Source organism: Bacteroidales bacterium, from assembly GCA_031275285.1.
Lineage (GTDB): Bacteria > Bacteroidota > Bacteroidia > Bacteroidales > UBA4181 > JAIRLS01.
This window is the reverse complement of sequence record JAISOY010000072.1, coordinates 1-24,383: the sequence shown is the minus strand read 5'-3', so window position 1 is coordinate 24,383 and position 24,383 is coordinate 1. Positions and strand designations below refer to the sequence as shown.

The 24,383-nt window shown below is 41.3% G+C and carries 17 protein-coding genes; 15 read left to right on the top strand and 2 right to left on the bottom strand.

What is annotated here, in order from left to right; translation table 11 throughout:
- Nucleotides 1-29: 29 nt before the first annotated feature.
- On the top strand, nucleotides 30-1,553 hold the full coding sequence (locus LBQ60_07420) for a basic secretory family protein (GenBank protein MDR2037735.1): 1,524 nt from the start codon (nucleotides 30-32) through the stop codon (nucleotides 1,551-1,553).
- An 86-nt stretch (nucleotides 1,554-1,639) separates the two neighbouring features.
- On the opposite strand, the gene LBQ60_07415 is transcribed toward LBQ60_07420, so the two are convergent.
- The gene (locus LBQ60_07415; GenBank protein ID MDR2037734.1) at nucleotides 1,640-2,548 is read right to left on the bottom strand and encodes a diaminopimelate dehydrogenase; all 909 of its coding nucleotides are present in this window, start codon (nucleotides 2,546-2,548) and stop codon (nucleotides 1,640-1,642) included.
- A 74-nt stretch (nucleotides 2,549-2,622) separates the two neighbouring features.
- Nucleotides 2,623-3,963, bottom strand: a complete 1,341-nt coding sequence (gene gdhA, locus LBQ60_07410) for an NADP-specific glutamate dehydrogenase (protein MDR2037733.1) — start codon at nucleotides 3,961-3,963, stop codon at nucleotides 2,623-2,625.
- Nucleotides 3,964-4,485: 522 nt separating this feature from the next.
- Here gdhA and LBQ60_07405 point away from each other — a divergent pair.
- The 14 genes from LBQ60_07405 to LBQ60_07340 form a co-directional block, all read left to right on the top strand.
- Complete coding sequence (locus LBQ60_07405; protein ID MDR2037732.1) at nucleotides 4,486-5,073, top strand: RNA polymerase sigma-70 factor; 588 nt, start codon at nucleotides 4,486-4,488, stop codon at nucleotides 5,071-5,073.
- A gap of 86 nt (nucleotides 5,074-5,159) precedes the next feature.
- Nucleotides 5,160-6,188 (top strand): FecR domain-containing protein, encoded by a 1,029-nt coding sequence (locus tag LBQ60_07400; protein ID MDR2037731.1) that lies wholly within the window; start codon nucleotides 5,160-5,162, stop codon nucleotides 6,186-6,188.
- A 177-nt stretch (nucleotides 6,189-6,365) separates the two neighbouring features.
- Nucleotides 6,366-9,770 carry a TonB-dependent receptor gene (locus LBQ60_07395; GenBank protein MDR2037730.1) on the top strand — a complete coding sequence of 1,135 codons (3,405 nt, stop codon included), beginning with the start codon at nucleotides 6,366-6,368 and terminating at the stop codon, nucleotides 9,768-9,770.
- A gap of 94 nt (nucleotides 9,771-9,864) precedes the next feature.
- Nucleotides 9,865-11,733 (top strand): RagB/SusD family nutrient uptake outer membrane protein, encoded by a 1,869-nt coding sequence (locus LBQ60_07390; GenBank protein MDR2037729.1) that lies wholly within the window; start codon nucleotides 9,865-9,867, stop codon nucleotides 11,731-11,733.
- A 69-nt stretch (nucleotides 11,734-11,802) separates the two neighbouring features.
- Nucleotides 11,803-12,984, top strand: a complete 1,182-nt coding sequence (locus LBQ60_07385) for a DUF4959 domain-containing protein (GenBank protein MDR2037728.1) — start codon at nucleotides 11,803-11,805, stop codon at nucleotides 12,982-12,984.
- A gap of 11 nt (nucleotides 12,985-12,995) precedes the next feature.
- Complete coding sequence (locus LBQ60_07380; GenBank protein ID MDR2037727.1) at nucleotides 12,996-14,210, top strand: DUF5013 domain-containing protein; 1,215 nt, start codon at nucleotides 12,996-12,998, stop codon at nucleotides 14,208-14,210.
- A gap of 311 nt (nucleotides 14,211-14,521) precedes the next feature.
- Entirely contained in the window at nucleotides 14,522-16,684 is a 2,163-nt protein-coding gene (locus LBQ60_07375) for a heparinase II/III family protein (GenBank protein MDR2037726.1), read from the top strand.
- 70 nt (nucleotides 16,685-16,754) lie between these two features.
- Nucleotides 16,755-17,771 carry a carbohydrate kinase family protein gene (locus LBQ60_07370; protein ID MDR2037725.1) on the top strand — a complete coding sequence of 339 codons (1,017 nt, stop codon included), beginning with the start codon at nucleotides 16,755-16,757 and terminating at the stop codon, nucleotides 17,769-17,771.
- Nucleotides 17,768-18,436 (top strand): D-lyxose/D-mannose family sugar isomerase, encoded by a 669-nt coding sequence (locus LBQ60_07365; GenBank protein ID MDR2037724.1) that lies wholly within the window; start codon nucleotides 17,768-17,770, stop codon nucleotides 18,434-18,436. The genes LBQ60_07370 and LBQ60_07365 overlap by 4 nt, the downstream gene beginning before the upstream one ends.
- A 5-nt stretch (nucleotides 18,437-18,441) precedes the next feature.
- A complete protein-coding gene (locus LBQ60_07360; protein MDR2037723.1) occupies nucleotides 18,442-19,614 on the top strand; it encodes a hypothetical protein in 1,173 nt (390 codons plus the stop codon).
- Nucleotides 19,615-19,617: 3 nt separating this feature from the next.
- On the top strand, nucleotides 19,618-20,775 hold the full coding sequence (locus LBQ60_07355) for an MFS transporter (protein MDR2037722.1): 1,158 nt from the start codon (nucleotides 19,618-19,620) through the stop codon (nucleotides 20,773-20,775).
- Nucleotides 20,776-20,782: 7 nt separating this feature from the next.
- Complete coding sequence (locus LBQ60_07350) at nucleotides 20,783-21,451, top strand: corrinoid protein (GenBank protein MDR2037721.1); 669 nt, start codon at nucleotides 20,783-20,785, stop codon at nucleotides 21,449-21,451.
- A gap of 23 nt (nucleotides 21,452-21,474) precedes the next feature.
- A complete protein-coding gene (locus LBQ60_07345; GenBank protein ID MDR2037720.1) occupies nucleotides 21,475-22,755 on the top strand; it encodes a methyltransferase in 1,281 nt (426 codons plus the stop codon).
- Nucleotides 22,752-24,383, top strand: a 1,632-nt coding sequence (locus tag LBQ60_07340; GenBank protein ID MDR2037719.1) for a hypothetical protein, incomplete at its 3' end; no start/stop codon positions are given. The genes LBQ60_07345 and LBQ60_07340, both read left to right, overlap by 4 nt.

The following is a 24,383-nucleotide window of genomic DNA, read 5'->3' as shown; positions in this document are numbered from 1 at the left end:
TATGACACTAATTTATTAATATTACTTATATGATGAATATACGGTTTATTTTTCTTTGTGCTGTTTGGATGCTTACCTGTTCATCCTTTCCTGAGGTATTCGGTAATCAAACATCTGTTTCCAGGGATTCTATTTCCCGTAAGGGCCTTACATTGATTTTTATCAATAAGGATGCTTCCTTTGATCAACAGGTAAAACAAAAAATGGAGGAAACTTTCTTCGAAGTATATCCTCAACTGGTCAAAAGGTTCAATAGAAATGCTGTAAAAAAAGTGACATTTATCATTGATCCTGATTATAATGGAGTTGCAGCAACATCCTCGGACAGGGTAGTATATTCTTCAGCCTGGTTTAAGAAGAACCCTGAGGATATCGATGTGGTAACGCATGAAGTGATGCACATTGTCCAGGCTTATGGAAGGACTCCGGGTCCTATGTGGCTGACGGAAGGTATCGCTGATTATGTCCGTTATAAGTATGGTGTAAATAATGAAAAAGCCGGGTGGACGCTTCCGGATGTCAGGACCGGGCAACATTATACCAATGCCTACCGGGTCACTGCCCGTTTTTTTGTCTGGTTGGAGAAAAAGCACAAAAAGATCATCGATCAACTGGATATTGTGATGCGTGACCACACTTATACCAACAATATCTGGTCGGAACTGACAGGTAAAAATATTGATGATCTGTGGTCGGAGTATATGGAAAGTGAAGGTATCGTTATGCCGCCGGCTCCTCCGTTGACCTGGAAGGAACATTGGTTCGAACATGACCAGTTGGTAAAAAGGGTATATTATGATGATCAGGTTGCTGTTTATTATGACGATGATGTAGATACTTCCATGGACTGGCCTTTTTCTTTTGTCAGGAATGTGTGGACCTATACCAAAAAAGTATACGGATCCTTTGGCGAAGAGGGACGCTTATATGCTATTTTCCATACCGGAAAATATAGTGGGGGACATCCTGCCACCTATCTGGATGCCAGTCACGATCACAGGAATACGATTGATTGTGGTTCCCTGAACAAACAGGCCTGGATATCCAGGACAGGAAACGATATGGATATTATTATCCATGAAATAGGACACATTGTAGAAGGTGCCGGTAATGGTATCCGAGAATCTCCTGCTTTTCCTATATGGCGTGATAGTAAATGGATGGAGATATATATTTATGACGTATATGTCGGTCTGGGAATGAACCGGCACGCGAAACGCTGGTATGATATGATGCAGACAGGTTCTGATGATTTTCCCCAGGCAGGGACGCAATGGTTCAAAAACTGGTTTTATCCCATATGGGAGGATTATGGAAAAAGTGAGGTGTTGAACCGCTTTTTCAAATTACTGTCGGAGCACTTTCCAACCAAAATGGACGGAAATACCAAAGTGTATGACCGGAGAATGAACTGGGGTGAGTTCGTACACTTCTGGAGCGGTGCAGCAAAAGCTGATCTTGCTAGCCTGGCCGATAATGCATTCGGAAGCTCGGAAAGACGTAATCAACAATTGGAACAGGCCAGAAAAGATTTCCCTGGTATAACCTATTGATTTTGACTTGATATTACACCATATAAAAATAAAAAAGGAATCTTTTCAGATTCCTTTTTTGATGTGTATGCTGACTTCTTAAGTATCTACACCAGCTTTTTGACAAGTGTTTCTCTATCTCCATGTAACAAATCCATTACCGGTACTTCCGGCATGGTATATGCTCCCGGTCGTTGGCGAAGGGTTGCACGTCCACAGGCCACCATGATCTGTGCCGTAAGGGCAGGGTTATTGATTTTCATCCGGAATTCGAACAACTGGTTTTGCGTAATGCCTGAAACGCCTTTACGTTCCATCAATACTCCATGTCCCATATCCAGGAGGGCGTCAACACTATCTACCTGTGTAACTACTGTGTGATCACTGGCGAAATAAGCATCGGTTTTGATGGCATTTTCAACAGATGAGAAATCGACACCATCTTCCAGCTCGATATAAACCATACGGCGATGTACCCCTGTTCCCGTGGGAATAGTCATCGAAAGCGCGTTTTTTACGCCTTTTTTTGATTTTGCTGCCACTGTATGCCCCATACTCATGCCCGGCCCGAAATTGGTATATGTGATACCTTTAGGAGCCAGGGCTTCCATCAGTACCCTTACCACTGAATCACTGCCGGGATCCCATCCGGAAGAAATGATCGATACGGTATTGTGTTTTTTCCCGGCTTCCTCCAGTTGTTTGCGGAGGTTCCATAAGGCTTCACCATGAATATCAAAGCTATCGACCGTATTGATACCCATCGCAATATATTGCGTGGCTGTTTCAGGAATACTGCGTGTAGGGCCGCAAAGCAATGCCACATCCACCTTCCCTAATTCTTTTACATCAGCGACAACCGGGATTCCGGTTAATTCTACCGGGATGGCTGTTCCCAGTGAATCTTTACGACGTATTACTCCTGCCAGTTCCATATCGGGTGCAGCCTGGATCGCTTCAACCGAATATTTGCCTATATTGCCGTATCCTACAACGGCTACTCTAATTTTTGTCATAAATTATCTATTAAATCGAAAAGTTGAAAGCCAAAACGGCTTTCAACTTTAACGTCGTTATTACCTAAATTGTTTTATACGTAACCTTGTGCCATCATAGCATTGGCAACTTTTACAAATCCACCGATATTGGCTCCTTTTACATAATCGACATTTCCTGAAGCATCCTTACCGTATTTTACACAGGTATTGTGAATATCCCTCATAATACCCTTTAATTTAGCATCCACCTCTTCGCGTGACCAGGGTAAGCGCATTGAATTTTGTGTCATTTCCAGGCCTGAAGTAGCAACACCTCCTGCATTTGAAGCCTTACCGGGAGCATACAATATTTTTGCATTTTGGAATAATTCAACTGCTTCAGGAGTTGAAGGCATGTTGGCGCCTTCCGATACGCAGAAACAGCCATTGGCAAGCAATGTTTTTGCATCATTGGCATCTACCTCGTTTTGTGTTGCATTGGGCATAGCAACATCGCATTTCACACTCCAGGGACGTTGTCCTTCCATGTATTGGCATCCGTATTTTTCGGCATATTCTTTAATCCTTCCACGTTTTTCGTTTTTCAGTTCCATCACAAAATCAAGTTTTGCCCGGTCAATACCGGCAGGATCATAAATAGAACCATTGGAGTCGGATAACGTAACTACTTTTGCACCCAGTTCAATGCATTTTTCAACAGCATATTGGGCAACATTGCCGGAACCGGAAATGGCTACTGTTTTACCTTTGATAGATTCACCACGGGTTTTTAACATTTCCTCAGCAAAATAAACCGTACCATAACCGGTTGCTTCAGGACGGATCAGACTTCCTCCCCATTCTATGCCTTTTCCGGTAAGTACTCCTGTAAATTCGTTTTTGATACGTTTGTATTGACCATATAAATACCCTACTTCACGACCTCCGACACCGATATCTCCGGCAGGGACATCACAATCAGCACTGATATGGCGTGATAATTCCGTCATAAAGCTTTGGCAGAAACGCATTACTTCATTATCTGATTTCCTTTTAGGATCAAAATCGGAACCTCCTTTTGCACCTCCCATAGGAAGTGTGGTAAGGCTATTTTTCAACACCTGTTCAAAAGCAAGAAACTTAAGAATGCTCAAGGTTACAGTGGGATGGAAACGTATTCCGCCTTTATACGGACCGATTGCGCTGTTCATTTGAATGCGGTAACCGCGGTTGATTTCCAGTTCTCCTTTATCATTGATCCAGGGGACACGGAAAATAATTATCCGTTCAGGTTCAGTCATCCGTTCCAGAATTTTCGCATGTTTGTATTTGGGATTTTCTTCAACAAAGGGAATCAACGATTCCACTACTTCCTGAACTGCCTGATGAAATTCTGATTCTCCTGGATTTTTGGCTTTTACATTTGCCATGAACTTTTCCACTCTTGGATCCATTGTATAAAAATATTTATTAGTGATTATTAATTTTCTGGCACAAAGTTTCCATTTTTTAGTTTTTTATGCAAGAAAAACACAAAAAAAGATATGGAAAAATAAAATTTCGCGATAATAAAAAACATTTTTGTCAATTTTTATGATAAAGTGTGAAAAAATGACCTGTTAATCGGATGGTTTTCTTACAATTTTTCAGAAACGATCTTTTAGTTTCAGATTATCAGAAAATTAAAGATATCTTAAAATTATTATTATTTTAATGTAGTGTTATTTTTAAGAAAACGTTTACCAATCACATAAATCTTTATTAGCACTCAATGGTAATTCATACCGTATAAAATATTTTAATGTTGAAAATGATTTTTTAAATAAAAAAATATTTAGTGAAAAGCTTGATTTTCGACAGATAATCAATCAGAGGTCTATTTTTTATTGATAATAAAGTAAAAGTTCAATAATTTTACAGATATTTGTAACATAAGCATTAACTTTATTATTTAGTATTAACGGGGGAATTATTCATTGAATATTGAACGTCACATGGTTCCGGATACGGAATCAAAGGCAGAAAAAGAGTTGATTAAAATGTTAATCGACGGTTCGGAGTATGCCTTCGGCGAACTATATGCCCAATATAAAACACGCCTTTTATATTTCTGTAAACGTTTTCTTAAAGATAGTGTTGCTTCTGAGGACCTTATTCAGGATGTCTTTATACAAATCTGGAATACACGGGACTCTTTAACACCTGATTTATCTTTTTCGGGTTACATATACAAAATAGTTCAGAACCGCATATATAATACCCTGCGGCAGCATGCTGTTCATTCGAGGTTTGTCGAATATGTAAAAAATAATCAGGAGCAGACCGATTGCTTAACAGAATATCAGATTTTAGATAATGACTATACCAGAATACTGAATGAAGCAATTGATCAATTATCGCCACAGCAGAAAAAAATATTCAGGCTTAGCCGGGAGAATGGCTATACTTATAAAGAAATAGCAGAACAACTTCAGATATCTGTGCCAACCATACAGGAACATGCTTCTATTGCACTAAAAAAAATAAAGGCCTATTTAACACAATTTGGGGATATTAGCTTTTAATAGATAATTTTTTTCGTCCCATACCCCCTAGATACTATAATGTCAAATTGTATCTACAATTAGACACATAGAATGAACGGAAAAAAGTGAAAAAGAAGATTAGGAATTCGGCAAAAGATATTCATACCGCATGGGAGCGTTATTTGAATCATCAATCATCTGATGATGATTTATTTACGATCAGTGATTCGCTCAATGGTGAGGATCGTGCACTGTTTGACCGGATCTCAGAACGGGAGTGGGAGTTATCTGAAGATGCGAAGCTCAGGGATACTGAAGATATTCGAAATCAATACCGGGAAGAAGCGAAGAAACTGATTCGTAAGTACGAAAAACCAAAGATAGCCGATACCTCTCAGTCCCTAGGAAAACACCGGCGGTTACGTAAATATTTTTATGCTGCCGCATCAGTGGTAATATTAGCCATGCTTATTCCTGTTGGTTATTTGCTTTTTAATGGTAAAGAACAACAGCCGGATATCCGGTATATCACTATTTCCTCGGAAATGGGGGAGATAAAAGATTTTGTTTTACCTGATAGCACAAAAATTTCCCTGAATGCCGGAAGTATCGTTAAATATCCTTCGGTATTCTCTGGAGAAAAACGTATGGTTGAAATGTCCGGAGAAGTTTTATTCGATGTGGTCTCAAATCCGGCGAAGCCGTTTGTGGTATTAACTGATGGGATGGAAATAAAAGTCCTGGGGACTGTATTTGATGTCAAGGCATATAAAGAAGACGCTACTGCCCTGGTTTCGGTAGTATCAGGGAAGGTATCCGTTGACGTAAAAGACGGGCCTGTATTATTGGGGAAAGATGAACAGCTAAGATACGATAAGTCAATAATGGCAAAGGAGAAATTGACTATAGACGCAGAAAAATATTTGTTATGGAAAAGCGGGACTTTATACTTTCATCGTACTCCGATACAGGAAGTGGTGAATATGCTCAACCGTCATTATAAGGCGAACATTGCTTTACAGGATGGGACATATTTTAACCTTATTTCCGGTGAACACGATAATAAAAGCCTGGAGTCCGTTTTAACATCTATTTGTTATTCTACAAATTTGAAATACAAAAAACAAGGGGGAAAAATAGTACTTTATAAATAATGAAATGATCAAAAATTATGATGCCTATGGGAATATTTAAAAGAAAATAAAAAAGCAGCCATCTATTGACAGCTGCTATTTGTGGCTTTTTCCAGTGTTATCAAGAAAGTATTGGCGTGCTTATCGATAACCCTGAAACTATTTTAATGAAATTAATCAGTAAAACTTTACAAAAGTATGCATTTAAAAATATTTATTGTGCGTTTTTCGCTTTTTATTACCATTTGTCATTTGACAATTAGTATTGTTACGGCCGGAAACGTTCTTTCTCAGGGAAAAAACGAAAAAAACATCACTCTTTCACTTTCCGACCAGCCTGTTGCTGTTTTGTTTGAAGCATTAAGCAAACAAACGGGCTATAGTTTTCTTTATGATGAGTATGCTCTTTCCAAATTAAAAAACATCAATATCCATCTTGAAAGTGCGACAATCAATGAGGTATTGAATCAGATTTCCAGACAAACCCATCTTACTTTTCAGAAGATCGACGATACATATGCGGTTATTCCGCCTGCTGAAGTTAAAAATACGATAAAAGTACAGCAAGGTATCCGCATTACGGGGACTGTTTCGGACCATACAGGGGAATTACTTCCCGGAGTCAATGTCATTGTCCGTGGAAGTACATTGGGGACGAATACCGATATAAACGGAGAATTCACATTGAACGTACCCAGTGACACTTCTGTCCTTCAATTCAGTTTTATGGGTTACCATATGCAGGAAATAGTGGTGGGTAACCGGCGTATTATTGCAGTTACCCTTCGCGAAGAGTCATCTGAAATAGAGGAGGTTACTGTTGTCGCTTTTGGAAAACAAAAAAAAGAGAGTGTGATTGCTTCTATTACGACCATAAGTCCGACAAAATTGAAAGTTCCATCCAGCAACCTGACTACTTCTTTTGCGGGAAATATAGCCGGAATTATCTCATACCAGCGTAGCGGAGAACCAGGTCAGGATAATGCGGATTTTTTTGTCCGGGGGGTTACTACCTTTGGATATAAAACAAGCCCGTTGATCCTGATTGATGGGATAGAATTATCAACGAATGATTTAGCCCGGATCCATACGGATGATATTGCCAGTTTCAGTATCCTTAAAGATGCTACTGCTACTGCTCTGTATGGTGCCCGTGGTGCCAATGGTGTTATACTGGTCACTACCAAACAAGGAGTGGAAGGAAAAGCAAAATTAAACATCAGGATGGAGAATTCATGGTCTATGCCCACGCAGAATGTGAAACTGGCAGATCCTGTAACTTACATGCGATTGGCGAATGAAGCAGTATTAACTCGTGATCCATTAGGGATTACGCGTTATTCCGATAAGAAAATCGCAGGTACAGAAGCAGGCCTGGATCCGATATTTTATCCTGCCAACGACTGGCGTAAACTATTGTTCAAAAATTATGCGATGAACCAGCGGGTCAACCTGAATATACATGGAGGCGGAACTGTTGCGCGCTATTTTGTGTCAGCATCTTACAGCAGGGATAATGGAATTTTGAAAGTTGATGACCGGAATAATTTCAATAATAACATCAATTTGCAGAAGTATACATTACGTTCAAACGTGAACATCGATATTACCAAAAGTACGGAGTTGATCGTCCGCTTAAGCGGTAATTTCGATAACTATACCGGTCCGGTTGATGGCGGTAGTGAGATGTATAATCAGGTCATGCATTCCAACCCTGTATTATTTCCGGCTTATTATCCGGCTTCCGAACAGTACAAATATGTCAATCATATCATGTTCGGAAATTATGACCAGGGTCAGTACATGAATCCATATGCACAAATGGTCAAAGGATATAAAGATTACAATCGGTCTCAGATGATTGCCCAGCTGGACCTGAGACAAGACCTGAAAATGTTTACGGAAGGGCTTAGTGCCAGGGCGATGTTGAATGTGACTCGGGACTCATATTATGAAATATCGCGTGCCTATAATCCTTATTATTATGAATTGGCTTATTATGACCCACAAACAAAAGAATACCAGCTCAATTTATTGAATGAAGATACAGGGTCAGAATACCTGGGATGGGGACAGGGAGCAAAGACCGTTGATTCTGATATTTATGTGGAAGCTGCAGTAGATTATAACCGCACATTTGACGAAAAACATGGAATTAGCGGATTGTTGGTGTTTATTTTGAAAGATAAGATGATTGCAGATGCCGAAAATCTGCAGGAAACACTTCCATACAGGAATCTGGGAGTTTCCGGACGTGCCACTTATTCTTATGATAGCCGTTATTTTGCGGAGTTTAATTTTGGATACAACGGTTCGGAACGTTTCCATGAATCGCACAGATTTGGTTTTTTCCCTTCTGCCGGTTTGGGTTGGAGTATTTCTAACGAAGCGTTCTGGAAACCAATCAAAAAAACTGTATCCAATCTGAAATTAAGGGCAACATATGGGTTGGCAGGAAATGATGCCATCGGGTCGGCTCAGGACCGGTTCTTTTTCATGTCGATTGTGAACATGAATGATGCGAGTAAAAGCGCTTCATTCGGTGAGAATAACGGGTCTTATAAAAGAAATGGAGTTACGATAGACCGATATGCCAATGATGATATCACCTGGGAAGTTTCCGAAAAGAAAAATATCGCCCTGGAAATCGGACTTTGGAACAAAGTGAACATCATTGCTGAATATTTTACGGAATATCGTGAAAAAATTCTCATGGACCGTATGACCATACCTAATACTACCGGGTTGAACACTGCAGGAACGTATAGGATCCGGGCAAATACAGGAGAGGCGTCAGGAAAAGGGACGGATATTTCAATTGATTACCAGCAATCATGGCCCAATAGTTTATGGCTGACTGCCAGAGGGAACTTTACATATGCAACCAGTCAATATGAAGTATATGAAGAACCGACTTACGATGAATATTGGCGTTTTCACAAAGGGAATGCTTTATCCCAGAGTTTTGGATATATTGCTGAAAAGCTTTTTACGGATGAAGCTGAAGTGGCTAATTCACCTACACAGTTTGGAGATTATAAGGCAGGTGATATTAAATATCTTGATGTAAACAGGGATGGTGTAATCACGGAAGCAGATAAAGTTCCTATAGGGAACCCGACGGTACCTGAGATTGTATATGGTTTCGGATTTTCAGCTGGTTATAAAGGGTTTGACTTGTCTTGTTTCTTCCAGGGATTGGCCAATGAATCTTTCTGGATCGATTATGCGGCAACTTCTCCATTTTACAATGAAACCCAATTACTGAAGGATTATGCTGATAATTATTGGTCTGAAGATAGCCGGAACATATATGCGCTCTGGCCCCGGTTAAGTACAACTTTAATATCCAACAATAACCAGACCAATACCTGGTTCATGCGGGATGGTGCTTTCCTAAGGCTAAAACAGGTAGAGATCGGTTATACCCTGCCTCAAAAAATACTGGATAAATTAAGGGCAACCACATTGCGGATTTATTTTACAGGAACCAATTTATTCCTGCTGAGTAAATTTAAAATGTGGGATGTGGAAATGGGCGGAAGAGGATTAGGATATCCCTTACAAAAGACCTTTAACATCGGATTGAATGTTTCTTTTTAATTTTTAGAACAATCTCATAATGAAATATATGAAACATATGTTTTGCTTAAAAAAAGATCGAAAAAATACAGCAATATATAAAAAGGAACATGCTGTGTTTACCATATTGTGTTTCTGGCTGGTTTCGTTTAATTCATGTTCTGATTTTCTGGGTTTAATACCCGATAATGTAGCCACTATCGAACATGTTTTTGCTATGCGAAGCGAAGCGGAAAAGTTTTTATTTACCTGTTATTCTTATATGCCGAAGGACGGAAATCCCGGTCAGGATCCGGCTATGGAAGGTGGTGATGAAATATGGCGGCTGAACAATCAGGGGAGCCAATTTTTCAATATTGCCCGGGGATATCAGAATGTATCCAGTCCATATGGAGACAATTTGTGGGTGAGTATGTACCGTGCACTCAGGGATTGCAATATTTTTTTACAAAATATAGAACAAGTCCCGGATATGAGCGATATAGAAAAGAGCCAGTGGATTGCTGAAGTAAAAACCCTTAAAGCGTATTATCATTTTTACCTGGTCCGCATGTATGGACCGGTTCCGTTAATTAAGGAGAATCTTCCTATTGATGCTGGTGTAGAAGAAGTAAAATTATTCCGTCAGCCGGTGGACTCCTGTTTTAATTATATTGTTCGTCTTATTGATGAAGCCGTAAAAAACTTACCTTTAAATATACTGAATAAACAAAATGAGTCCGGACGTATTACCCAGACTATCGCTTTATCTTTTAAAGCAAAAGTCTTGGTTACTGCTGCCAGTCCGTTATTTAATGGAAACGAAGATCAGGCGGCACTCAAAAATCCTGATGGAACACAATTATTTAACCAATCATATTCCCAGGAAAAATGGAAGATTGCGGCGGTAGCATGTAAGAAAGCCATAGACTGGTGTGATTCCGTAGCTATCAAATTGTATATACATGAATCAAGATATCAGCAATTTAAACTTACTGATACGATCCAACATCAGCTAAGTTTCCGTAATGCTGTATGCAAACGATGGAATGATGAGGTAATCTGGGCGAATACACAGAGTTATTGTGCCATTCAAGCCAGTGCTATGCCTTTGATGGATGCTAGATATATTGAAAATCACACTATTCGTGGCGATTATTCCCCTACTTTGAAAATAGTTGAACAATTCTATTCCCGGAATGGTGTTCCTATTGATGAAGATAAGACCTGGGACTACAATAACAGGTACACTTTACGTGAAAGTACGGATCAGGAATCTTTACATGTCAGGAAGGGTTATACCACAGTGAATCTTCATTTTGACCGGGAACCGAGATTTTATGCATCTATAGGATTTGATGGTGGAATCTGGTATGGGCAGGGAGTGTACGATAATACTAAATCCGACGAGCTTTTTTATGTACAAACGAAGCGTGGACAACGGAATGCAGCCGGTAGCGACCGAAGTACGGTAACAGGTTATTTTATTAAGAAACTGATACACTTCGAAAATGTGGTGGGATCCGGAACTACTTATTCCGTAAACGGATACCCCTGGCCGATGATACGGTTAAGTGACCTGTACCTCTTGTATGCAGAAGCAGTAAATGAGTTGGAGGGACCCGGGGAAGAAGTATATAAGTACATCAACCTTGTCCGTGAACGAGCCGGATTACCTAAAGTAGAAGATGCCTGGACCCAATACTCCAATAGTCCGGATAAATATAAAAGCCAGGATGGTTTGAGGGAGATTATCCGGAAAGAAAGGTTAAATGAACTTGCGTTTGAAGGTCAGAGATTTTGGGATTTGCGTCGATGGAAAGAAGCTACCACAATATTGAATAACCCTGTGCAGGGGTGGGATAGGTTACAGGAAACAGCAGCAGCTTATTACCGGAAAGTTACCTTATTTGACCAGTCGTTTGGAGCGAAAGACTATTTCTGGCCCATCAAAGATGAAAATATTACTGTAAACAGGAATTTGGTCCAGAATTTAGGATGGTAATTGAAATATTCAGGAAAAATAATTCAACCATATCAATAGGTATAAATTGTAAAATTAAAAGATGAAATAATGAAAGCAAATGTTTATCTGATATTACTTATTACTATACTTGCCTATACCGGGTATAGTTGTAAAGAAGAAGGACATCATTCTTATCCGGGTGACGATGATTCTGTCCCCGGGCAGGTGGATAATATCAATGCCGTAAGTACTCCCGGGGGAGCCATTATCACATATAAATTGCCTAAAGACAAATCGTTGTCATATGTTAAGGCTGTATATGAAATACAACCGGGAGTAATTCGCGAAGCCAAATCTTCTTTCTATAAAGATACACTATTATTGGTCGGGTTTGGAGACACTCTTGATTATAAGGTCGAGATATACAGTGTCGGAAGAAATGAAAAAACGTCCGAACCGGTAACGATCAATGTAAAACCACTATTGCCTCCCATAAAAACTGTATTTGAAACATTGACGATTGATGCCACGTTCGGAGGTGTGAATATAAGTTATAAAAATGATTCCCAGGCTGATTTAGCCATATTCTTACTTGCCGATACCACCGGTAACGACTGGTTTCAGTTATCTGATTATTATACTTCCTCCTTGGCAGGAAAATTCAGTGTACGCGGGTTGGATCCGAATGAAACGAATTTTGCAGTATATATACGGGACCGATGGAATAACAAATCGGACACTTTACTCAAAACATTGGTTCCTTTATATGAAGAAGCAATTTCTTATCAATCCTTCAAATTAGTATCCTTAGCGAGCGATAAAAATAAGGGACAGGGAAAATATGTGGTGGCAAATTTATTCAACGGTAAAATTTTGGGTGCGGAAGACTGGTATAAATCGGAAGATGATACTTATCCCCAGTGGTTTACTATGGAAATGAGTCAAAAGGTGATATTCAGCCGCATGAAATTGTACCAGGCCATTCAATATCCTTATGTTTCTGACTGGGTGAAGGAATTTGAAATATGGGGTACCAACGAATTGGTGGATGACTGGGACAAATGGACTCTGCTGGGTCATTTTGAGTGTATCAAGCCATCCGGTCTTCCGGATCCCGATTATACTGCAGCAGATCTGGAATACGAAAGATCCGGTGGGGATTATGAATTCCCGGAAGGCCTTCCCGCGGTACGTTACATGCGTTTTAAAGTCAACATTAACCGTGGTGGCGGAGGAAAATTTTATGTTTTGAATGAATTGTCTTTCTGGGGACAAATTGTGGAAGAATAAAAAATAGAAATATGAAAAGTTTTTTTTATTTGATAGGATTATTGTTTGTGGTGAACTTTCTTCCTTCCTGTAAGGATATGGAAAGTACATATGAAGATTTTGTTGTTCCCGGTGGCTTGATCTATACGGGAAAACCAGAGAATCCTTCAGTGCATCCGGGATATAACCGTGTTGAAATATCCTGGATAAAAAGTTCGGATCCCAGCGTTACTTCAGCACGGGTATTTTGGAATAATTATCAGGATTCTGTGTTGGTAAACATTCCGGAAGAGGGGAGTAGTGTGAATGTATTTATTAATGATTTGCCGGAAAAGTTTTATTCTTTTTTTATAAAGACGTATGATGACGAAGGAAATTCATCAATTCCAACAGAAGTACTGGGAACCGTTTATGGGGAAAAATACCGGTCAGGCTTGTTGAATCGTCCTATCGTATCCAGTGAAATGAATGAATCCGGAAAAATATTTCTGGAATGGGGAACGGCCGATGTATCAGGCGGAGCATTTGCTGTTGATATTTTCTATCTTGACAGCAATGGGGAAAAGGTTATAGAACGCTTTGACATAGAGGATGAAACTACAGAGATGGATGGGGACCTGGATAAGGAATATTTCTTTCAGACTGCCTATTTACCCGACTCTATGGCTATAGATGTATTTTATACAGATCCTGAACCGTTGAAAATTCAGAATATCAACATTACGAATAAATATCTGAAAAATGCCAAACGACCTTTCCTCCGTACAGATGATTGGGATGGTTCAAGATATGGTATCCTGCAGGACTGGATAATAACAGATAATGTTAAAAATAAGCCGGGAGGATATGGTGGATATGACAATCTGAATGAAGGGCATAGTTTCGGTGTTGAACGTTGGAGTACAGAAGCTGCTATTGTTAATGGGAAAATATACCAGACTTTTACCCTTCCTGCCGGAAATTATCAGTGCGTCTTTTCTTTTGGGTCCGATAACCCGGGAGTGGGGAATACAGGAAATGATCCGAGGTATATAGTTGTAGCGGCCGGAAATACATTGCCGGACGTAGAAAATATAAATACGGCGCTGGCTTCGGTTTCTCTTGTAGGGGTCGGAACCAATGATTCCCGCACAATAGAATTTTCCATTAACGAATCAACGGGAATATCTTTAGGGCTTTTGGTAAACTTTACCTCGACAAGACAGAATATCAGGGGAAATCAGTTCCAATTGTTCCAGATTAATTGATATTGATAAGCTGTCCGGACGATTGAGCTTTTCCGGACAGCTTATCAATTTAGATATGTCAGTATTAAATAATGAAAATTTAGTTTAGGGTTGTTTCTTTAATATGTGTCCTTATTATAGATGCAGGATATAGGAGGAGAAACAAGAAAAATATAATCAAACATCATTGTTGCCTGTTACCGTATAAAGCGGAAGCATTTGATCATTTTATATTTAAGCAACCGGATCATATTTTTTCATTAATGTAATCATTAACTAAAATTTTATTCATTAACTAAAAAGGTGATTTTAACCTTAATATGAATTTGAAAATGATCAGATTATTTCCTACCGTATTTATTTTATTTTGTGCTTTATTCCTAGTGGATGCGCAACAGAAAAGCGTAAGCCAGTCTGTATTGGCAAAAAGAAAAGATGCAGAAATCGGAGCAAAACCCTGTCGGTATGACAATAGATCCCGTCCGGGCATTTTGGTAACACCGGAACGACTTTCCCTGGTTCGTAATGATATTTTACATAAAAAATCCGAAAGAAGATTGATATATGAAAAGTATGTGAAAGCTGATGCGGATCTTTGGTTAGATCGTTCTATAGATATTCCGGACATGGGCGGTTGGCTACATGACTATTTCTGTACGGAAGGAAGTATGTTGGAGATTCCTGCGGATAAAATATTCCGTGATGATGTGCCGAGTAAATGCCCTGTCTGTGGGAAAACATACATCAATGATAAGGTGTTGGCAGCCCGGAAATCAATTATTCATTACTGGCTTTGTGCAGCAGTCCGAAATTTGAGTTTAGTATATGCTATTGAAGGGAAAAAAGAATATGCAGAAAAAGCAATAGAGATACTTACAAAATATGCTGACGCATATCCACATCAAACCATATTGCGTCAAACATTGGAAGAGGCGGTTGTCCTGATACCGTTAGCCGAGGGATATGACTTACTTTTTGATGTAATGACCGAAAAACAACGGTCACATATTGAACAACATCTGTTATGGCCTGCAGCACAGATGTTGTCTAAATCAGGAATGGGAGGGAACTGGGGATCATGGCATTTATCTGCCGTAGGTGTGATCGGATATGCAACCCGCCATCAACGCTTTATTGATTTTGCCACAGAACAGTTTAAGTTACAGATTACCAATCAGCTTGGTGATGACGGCTTATGGCCGGAATCAGTGCACACATATCATTTTTATCCTTTGAATGGCTTTCTCTCCTTCGTAGAAGCGGCTACAAATAATGGGGATGATTTGTATCAATGGGAAGTAAAACAAGGAAAAGGAATAAAAAAGATGTTAACGGCTCCATTGAGGTATGTATATCCTGATATGCGGCTGGCAGCTATCAATGACGGATGGTATGACTCTTATCTGCCACAGGATCATTATACCGTAGGATATTATCGTTATCGGTTGCCAGAATTTGCATGGGCTGTTCAACAGGTTTGCCGGGGTGGGAAGAGCGGCATGCTTGGAGATATGCTGGATCCGCATTACCGGAATGTCCTTTATGGCGAAGAATTTCCCAGGCGCCTGCCCAAACCTATATTTGAATCCATCGATTTTCCTGTGCTCGGAATTGCTGTATTACGACAAGGTTCCGGCTTACCTATGGAAAAAGAAATGGTCATGACTTTTGACTATGGTCCTTTCCTGGGACATGGTCATCCTGATAAAATGGGCATTACCTTATTCGCAAAAGGAAAACTGTTGGTTGCCGATTACGGAACCACTGGATATGCTTCTCCTTCCAACGTCTTTTTGAAAAGCACACATTCACACAATACCATAGTGATAGACGGGAAGCGACATCCTGCTACCAAAGACAGGAATTTAACCGTATTTGAGATAACACCGTCTTTTAAATTAGCGTCTGCCAGTACCGTTGAGATCGCCGAAGGAACTCATTGGACCAGAACTGTAATGATGACTGGTGAATATGCGGTAATTTGGGATCGTATAGAGGGGGATAAAGAACATTGTTTTGATTGGTTTTTCCATGCAGAAGGCCAATCGGTTCTGCTCAACGGAAAAGATGTACCCCTTTCGGAAAAGGAATTTACATATCCTTCAATTACCGATGTAAGGAAACAAGATATTTCAGGCGAATCGGGTAAAGCGTATTGGGAAAACGAAGATCATGCTTTGGATGTCCGTTTTAAGAATATAACCGGACAAAAAGCATTTATTTCAAATATGCCTACAGGAGAAGAAACAAGACAGATACCATTACTGGTTTTAAGGCAGGAATCAAAAAAAGCGGAGTTTTTGTCTGTCATACGACCATTAAAAGGGAAAAAAGAGAAATCGATAGATTATAATATTCAGTTTCAACAGGAAGTGAATGGTGAATCATCTATTATCGTATCATCAGGAAAGGTAAAAGATAAGATTATCTTTGCAAAAGAGAGGGTAATTTATGAAAAGGACGGACAGAAGCCTGTCGAGGTAAAATGTAAATGAACCCTATGATGTATTGCTGTGTTTAATGATATGATGTAGAATTATTTTTTAACCATTAAAAAACCGATTAATGATGAATCGAAGGGGTATTATATCTTGTGGCAACTGGCTGATCGACCATGTAAAGATGATTGAATCATGGCCCGACCGAGGTAACTTAAGTACTATCCGTAGCGTATCGGATGATGTTTTGGGCGGCTGTTCCCATAATGTCCTGGTAGGGCTTTCACGCCTGGAGACCGGTTTACCTCTTTGGGCAGGAGGTATTGTGGGCAACGATGCCGACGGGCGCCTTATTCTGGAAGAAATAAAAAAACACCATATCGACCCCACGCATATGTCTGTCCGTAACGGCGTTACTACCTCTTTCACCGATGTGATGTCCGAGGCACAAACCGGCGTACGCACTTTTTTTCATTACCGCGGCTCCAATTCCCTGCTCGACTATCCCGATTTCGTAGATATCAATGTCCCGGCAAAGATCTTTCACCTGGGTTACCTGTTGCTGCTGGATAAGCTCGATTCTCCCGATCCGGAATACGGTACTGTTGCCGCCCGTGTACTTCAGTTACTCAAGGACAAAGGGTACCAGACCTCCATCGACGTCGTTTCCGAACAAGGCGACCGTTTCCGGAAAATCATCACCCCCAGCCTGAAATATGTAGACCATATGATATGTAACGAAGTGGAAGCCTCCGCGTGTAGCCATATTTCATTACGGGAATCTACCACCCTTTACACAGAGCGCCTTCCGGAAGTGGCCCGTTACCTGTTCAGTCAGGGTGTACACCAAACCGTGGTCATCCACTATCCCGAAGGTGGTTTTGCCATGCGCAGGAACGGCGAACAAGCCTATGTCCCTTCCTTCAGGGTATCTCCTGAAGATATCAAAAGTAGCGTAGGCGCCGGAGACGCTTTCTGTTCCGCCAGCCTGTATGCCATACATGAAGGCTGGTCCCTTGAAGATATGCTGACCCTGTCCAATGCCAATGCCCGATTCAACCTGTTCAGCGGGAGCAGCACCGGCGGGGCTGTCCCCTTAAGCCAGATACAAGAATTTATTCACCATCAAACAATAAAAAAATGAAAAGGAGCCAGATCAACCAATCCATCGATTTCGCCATCGACTTTTTTAAACAACACTCATTCCGTCTTCCCCCATGGGCCTTTCTCACGCCAGGAGAATGGGCAGGAAAGGGCCAGGCCTATCAGGAAATATGGCAGGCCGGTTTAGGTTGGGACATCACCGACTTCGGCAAAGGCCATTTCGGGCAGGAAGGCCTTACCCTTTTCACCCTTCGTAACGGTTATCAGGGACAAAACCCCTTCAAGACCTACTGTGAAAAAATCATGATTGCCGGACAATCTCAGGTCACACCGATGCATTTCCACTGGACCAAGATGGAAGACATCATCAACCGGGGCGGGGGAGACCTGTGCCTCGAACTATGGAAAGCCAATCAGGAAGAAGAAAAGACCAGTGAGGAATTCACCCTGAAGATCGATGGCGTGGTGCGCACCTTCCGGGGCGGAGACGTCCTCCGTCTGAAGCCCGGCGAAAGCATCAGTTTCGAGCCCTATGTCTACCATAGCTTTTGGGCAGAAGGTGGACCCGCTCTGGTAGGTGAAGTGTCCACCGTCAATGACGATAGCAACGATAACCGTTTCTATGAATCCCTGGGCCGCTATCCGGAAATCGAAGAAGACGAACCCGCCCGTTATTGCCTCTGTAACGAATACAACAGGAGTTGAACGGGATGAAGAAGCTCGTTCTATTCGGTGCCGGCAAGATCGGCCGTTCCTTCATCGGGCAGCTCTTCAGCCGTAGCGGATACGAAGTCGTGTTCATCGACAAGGACATGGAAATCATCAATGCCCTGAACAGGGATAAATCCTACAATGTTCATATCTGTGATGAACACGACACCATCATCCCCGTGACCAATGTAAGGGGTATCCCTGCCGACCACACATACGCCATCCTTCAAGAAATCAGCAGCGCCGACATCGTTTCGGTCTCCGTAGGCAAGAACGCCTTACCTCACATTGCCGGGCCACTATCCGCCGGCCTGCAGCAAAGGGAAAAAGACCATCCCGGAACCCCCGTAGATATCATCCTTGCAGAAAACATGCGCAATGCAAGCGAATATTTTTACTCTTTGCTGGAAAGATCCTTACCCGGCTACCCGTTAAGCGCACAAGTCGGGCTGGTTGAAACCAGTATAGGCAAGATGGTTCCCTTACTCCCCGTTTCCGCTAAAGATCCGTTGTCCGTATCAGCGGAAGCATACAATACCCTGATTGTCGATAAGAAAGCCTTCAAGACTCCCATTCCACGGATTGCAGGAATCGATGCCAAAGAAAACATGAAAGCCTGGGTGGACCGTAAACTTTTCGTCCACAACTTCGGACATGCCGTAGTCGCCTATCAGGGTTACCTCCGCCATCCGGAACACACTTACATCTGGGAAGTTCTGGAAGACTCTGCCATCCGGGAAGCGGCCAGGACTTCGATGCAGGAAAGTGCCACAATATTACAGGCGATGTATCCAGGAGAGTTCACGGAAACAGAGCTCACAGATCATATAGACGACCTTTTATCCCGTTTTGGCAACCGTAAACTGGGCGATACTGTTTTCCGTGTAGGCTGCGACCTGTACCGCAAGCTGTCCCATGACGACCGGATCGTCACCCCGCTGTTGTACGGTTACCGATATGAACTTCCGGTTGACAATATCCTGGATACCCTATGGACAGCGCTTCGTTTTAAAGCTACGGGTACTGACGGCAGTATGTTCTCCGGGGATATTGATTTCCATACGGAATTGAACAGATATGGAACAAAATATATCCTGCAAAAAGTCTGTGGATTAGACGAAAACGTACTGAATAGGGTCAGACAAAATATTTCACAAAATTTTTATAAATAGGTTATGAACCACCCATCCGTTACCAAAACACTTCCTGTGTTCTTTGCTTTTTATGTAATGGGATTTGTCGACATTGTAGGTGTCGCCACAGGATATGTCAAACATGAGTTTGCATTGAGCGATACGCTTACCCAGTTCCTGACCATGATGATCTTTTTGTGGTTTGCTTTACTATCCATCCCTGTGGGGATTTTTCAGGATAAAAAAGGGAAGAAGGTTACGGTTAATCTCGGGATCATTCTCACAGGAATCGGCATGCTTATTCCGTTGATATGGTATTCTTATTATGGGATGCTGATTTCTTTCACTTTTCTCGGGATAGGTAATACCATCGTACAGGTATCTGCCAATCCTTTGATGCAGGATGTTTCTCCTCCATCGAAATTATCCCGGAATTTAACATTATCGCAATTCGTTAAGGCTATTGCCGGTACACTTGGTCCGGTGATCGCTGCTTATTGTGCTGCAAAATTCGGTAATTGGGTTTTTATTTATTGGGTATACCTGGGTATTTGTATTGTTTCGGTGATTTGGTTATCGGCAACGAAGATCAACGAAACAAAGGATGCACAGAATGCAACATTCATGGGTGCAATAAAGTTGTTGACAAACAAAAAACTGGCATTATTGGTTATAGGGACATTCCTGATGGTTGGATTTGATGTCGGGATCAATACCAACATTGTTAATTATATGAAAGGACGATTCGGGGTGACTCAGGAAGAGGCCAGTGTCAGCATCAGCATTTATTTTGCTGCTTTGATGATCGGAAGATTCTTAAGTGCGATTGTCCTTAATTGGATATCGAGCAATAAAATGTTTGTTTATTGTACCATATTATCTGTGTTCTCTTTTTTACTGATGTTTTTTATGCCTTCCGCGATTACAGGACAAATTGTTATTTTCTGCACAGGGCTGTTTTCTGCATCTATATTTCCCCTGATATTTGCCGTAGGATTACGATATATACCCGAAAGGGCCAATGAAATATCCGCTTTGATAATTATGAGTATTTGCGGAGGAGCGATTATTCCCCCAATCATTGGGATGATCAATGATTATCTCGGGTTAAATTGGGGGATGTTGCTCTTGGCAGGATGTCTGGCATATACCATATTCTTATCGCTATATGTGTTAAAAACCGAAAAATCTTCTAAATAAGGCTAAAATGAACGACCTTTTGGATCAAATAGCAAAATGTGTGGAATTCGGAAAGATAAACCGTGCTGCACAATATCCTCCGGAGATGAAAGGTGAGGATGGAGCTGATGAATTGACACAGCAGGCTCTTGAAAAAGGAATTTCACCCGGAAAAATCCTATCTGAGGCATTGATTATCGGAATGAACCGTATTGGTATGAAATTCCGTGAAAATAAGGTGTTTGTCCCGCATGTGTTGTTGAGTGCCAAAGCAATGGGAACAGCAATGAATCATCTTAAAAAATATTTTAACGATGGTACAGTACAGCATAAAGGAAAATTTATCATTGGGACTGTTGAGGGCGACCTGCATGATATTGGAAAAAACCTGGTGTGTATGATCGTTGAAGGAAATGGTTATGAGGTCATTGATTTGGGCGTCGATGCAGGGGTGGATAAATATATTGCGGCAATCAAAGAAAATCCGGGTTCTTTTGTCGGAATGTCGGCATTGCTGACCACAACGATGCTAAATATGGAGAAAATAAATGCTGCCATAAAAACATCATATCCGGAAGTAAAGACCTTTATAGGTGGTGCACCTGTGAATCATGATTTCGCAAAAAAGATCGGTGCTGATTACTATACGACCGAACCCCAGGCTTTGGTCGATATTTTAAATGAATTAACCACCTAATTATTCATACAATTATGAAATTGATGACATCCAGGGAAAGGGTATTAGCGGCGATAGCACATCAGGATACAGATAAGATACCTGTTGATTTAAGTGCAACCCCCAGTTCGGGAATATCTGCAATAGCTTATTCTAACCTGTTGAAAGAGATAGGAAAGAATAATCTTCCGGTTCGCATATATGATGTGGTTCAGCAACTGGCCCAACCTGACGACTCTGTTTTGGATATGTTCGAAGTAGATGTAATAGATATCGGAAGGATCTATAATAGAACAGATGATAAGTGGAAACCCACGGTAATGTCAAATGGAGGGGCAGCCTATTATCCGGATTGGTTTCATCCTGTCAGGCAGGAAGATGGCTCATGGCTGACATTTGATGATGACGGGAAAAGGGTATTGGCCAAGATGCCTGCAGGAGCTCCTTTTTTTGATCAGGTATATTTTCCTTATGAAAATGGCTACCCTGGTTCTTACAAGGATTTTGACAAAGAAAGAGAACGTGTGATGTGGGCGCGTTATCCCTTAAGTCCCTGGGATTATTCAGGAGAACCTGATTTTTACAAACAACTGAGGAAAGATATTTTGAATTTACGTCAGCATACAGATAAAGCTTTACTTCTCGGTATAGGATGCAATCTTTTCGAGTGGGGCGCTTTTATGAGAAGGATGGATAATTTTTTGATGGATCTGCTTTGTGACCAGGAAAATGTAGCGGCACTTCTGGATCAATTCATGGAAAGGCACATGGCTACCCTTGAAAAAGTTTGTGCTTCGGTAGGAGATATTGTAGATATCATAAAATTCGGGGATGACCTGGGAATGATAACCGGGCCGTTCATGGATACGGGAACCTACCAGAAACTGTTTAAACCCAGGCATAAGATGTTGTGTGACTATGTCAAGGCAAATAGTTCGATGCATACTTACCTCCATTCGTGCGGATCAATTTCAAGCCTGATGCCTGATCTGATCGAGGCAGGGATAGAAATATTCAATCCGGTGCAGACAAATGCTTACGGCATGGATCCTGTTTTCCTGAAAAAGGAGTTTGGTAAGGATTGTACGTTTTGGGGAGGAGGAATAGAAAATGTGGGTATCCTTAATAACGGAAGCAAACAACAGATAAGGGATCAGGTATTCGAGCGCATGGAAATATTTTCGGAAGGAGGGGGATATGTATTCAATACGATACACAACATATTGCCAGATGTTCCTGCGGAAAATATAATTGCCATGTTCGAAGCAGTGAATGATTTTAATAAATTACACTTAGAAAAGAACAAATCAAAAAAACAATCATGAAAATTCAAAAAATCATTTTAATACTTTTTGTTTTAATGATATCGTCGACTTTGTTTGGGCAAAAAGAGGAGGCAAAATACTGGAATACGGGTACCCCTATGGTTCCATTCAGATTACCACCCCCTCCGGTTGGCTATACGCCGGAATATATCGACCTTAACGGTGACGGAAAACCTGATGCGATCAAATCGGTTACATCCAACGGTTATCCCATTCTTTGGATAGATGATGACGGTGACATGAAAAAAGGCGACCTGGAAGGCGATACGGATAATGACTGCCTGCTCATCGACAGGAACAAAGACGGCAAATTCGGTTCCTGGGGCGACCTGGTCATAGATTGGGTGGATACGGATAATGACGGGAAAGCGGATCTTCAGGTAGTGGTGGAATATCCCGATAAAATTCCTGGTAAAGTTTGGCCCCACGGACACTATATGTGGGTATTGGATACCGACCATGACCAGGTATTCAATTATATCGACTGGAATACTATGAAACTACGCAATTGGGAAAGAATAGAAACATCTAATTTCTATACAGATTACAGTGGTAATTCGGCCTTTTTGAAGATACATGCTTATACCAATGGGATGGATGATCTTCGTTTGAACTGGGAAAATCCTTTCCTTTTCTATGATTATGACGGGGATGGAAGATCGGAAGTAGCTATACGTTTATGCGATTCTCCACGTGGCTATAGCGGTGAAGTGGAAGGACAGCCGGCAGAAAGGTTAAAGTTAAGCGGTAAGATCGACTGGGTTTCATTGGCTGTCGATATGGATAATGACAACGGTCCGGGTAACGACTTTGACTTCGACTTCACCATCAGTTTCCGTGGCCCTGGGTTCGATTATATGGACCAGGTGCACAAAATACCTAACCTGAGGGGGCTGCCCGAATCAGACAAATATTTTATGGACCCCCGCTTCCGCCAGTTGGAAGAGTTGATCTATCCCGATCACGATGCGGCAAAAAAGATGATCTTCAAAGGAGAGTGGAAGCAGGTATACTTTGTATATGATGAAGATGATGATTGTAAGAGATGGGAACGTGTGGAGTTGCTTGATCCGAAAGATATATTCCTTATCGGAACCGGAAAAGGGGGAATTGACAATAATTCACAGGCCGATGCTGCCGGTGACAGGGGTGAGTGGGACCTTGATGCCTCAGGCGGCGGTAAGTTGTACCTTGGTAATTTTGATGGGCGGTTACACCTGTTGGGAGCTGAATGGGGCTGTTGGCGTATCGACCAGAATGCCACAGCCTACCAGGGATATGACCGTCACTGGCTGAACAAGACGCCCCAGAAATTCTCCACAGTCAAATATACGGACAAGGACAATAACGGTTTCTTTGATTTTATCGAATACGACCTTGACGGCGACCAGGTTTTCGAACAAACGGTGGACCTGAAGAAGCTGGGTATAGATGACCGTTGTGAAGAGATTGATATTTCGGGCTATGAATACTCCGATTTCATTGCTTTAAAACGGAAGATGGCCGATGATATGTGGTCCAATGCCTTACTTGCGGAGAAAGTGGCTAAACATTATAACCTGAATGTCAGCTGGTATGCCAAGTTACATGAATCATTGTCCGTATATGAAAAGTATACCAACGGATAC

Excerpts from the sequence above, each read along its gene's own strand:
- LBQ60_07420 (MDR2037735.1), top strand. The coding sequence starts at position 30 with ATGATGAATATACGGTTTATTTTTCTTTGTGCTGTTTGGATGCTTACC.
- LBQ60_07415 (MDR2037734.1), bottom strand. The coding sequence starts at position 2,548 with ATGACAAAAATTAGAGTAGCCGTTGTAGGATACGGCAATATAGGCAAA.
- gdhA (MDR2037733.1), bottom strand. The coding sequence starts at position 3,963 with ATGGATCCAAGAGTGGAAAAGTTCATGGCAAATGTAAAAGCCAAAAAT.
- LBQ60_07395 (MDR2037730.1), top strand. The coding sequence starts at position 6,366 with ATGCATTTAAAAATATTTATTGTGCGTTTTTCGCTTTTTATTACCATT.
- LBQ60_07385 (MDR2037728.1), top strand. The coding sequence starts at position 11,803 with ATGAAAGCAAATGTTTATCTGATATTACTTATTACTATACTTGCCTAT.
- LBQ60_07380 (MDR2037727.1), top strand. The coding sequence starts at position 12,996 with ATGAAAAGTTTTTTTTATTTGATAGGATTATTGTTTGTGGTGAACTTT.
- LBQ60_07375 (MDR2037726.1), top strand. The coding sequence starts at position 14,522 with ATGATCAGATTATTTCCTACCGTATTTATTTTATTTTGTGCTTTATTC.
- LBQ60_07370 (MDR2037725.1), top strand. The coding sequence starts at position 16,755 with ATGATGAATCGAAGGGGTATTATATCTTGTGGCAACTGGCTGATCGAC.
- LBQ60_07365 (MDR2037724.1), top strand. The coding sequence starts at position 17,768 with ATGAAAAGGAGCCAGATCAACCAATCCATCGATTTCGCCATCGACTTT.
- LBQ60_07360 (MDR2037723.1), top strand. The coding sequence starts at position 18,442 with ATGAAGAAGCTCGTTCTATTCGGTGCCGGCAAGATCGGCCGTTCCTTC.
- LBQ60_07355 (MDR2037722.1), top strand. The coding sequence starts at position 19,618 with ATGAACCACCCATCCGTTACCAAAACACTTCCTGTGTTCTTTGCTTTT.
- LBQ60_07350 (MDR2037721.1), top strand. The coding sequence starts at position 20,783 with ATGAACGACCTTTTGGATCAAATAGCAAAATGTGTGGAATTCGGAAAG.
- LBQ60_07345 (MDR2037720.1), top strand. The coding sequence starts at position 21,475 with ATGACATCCAGGGAAAGGGTATTAGCGGCGATAGCACATCAGGATACA.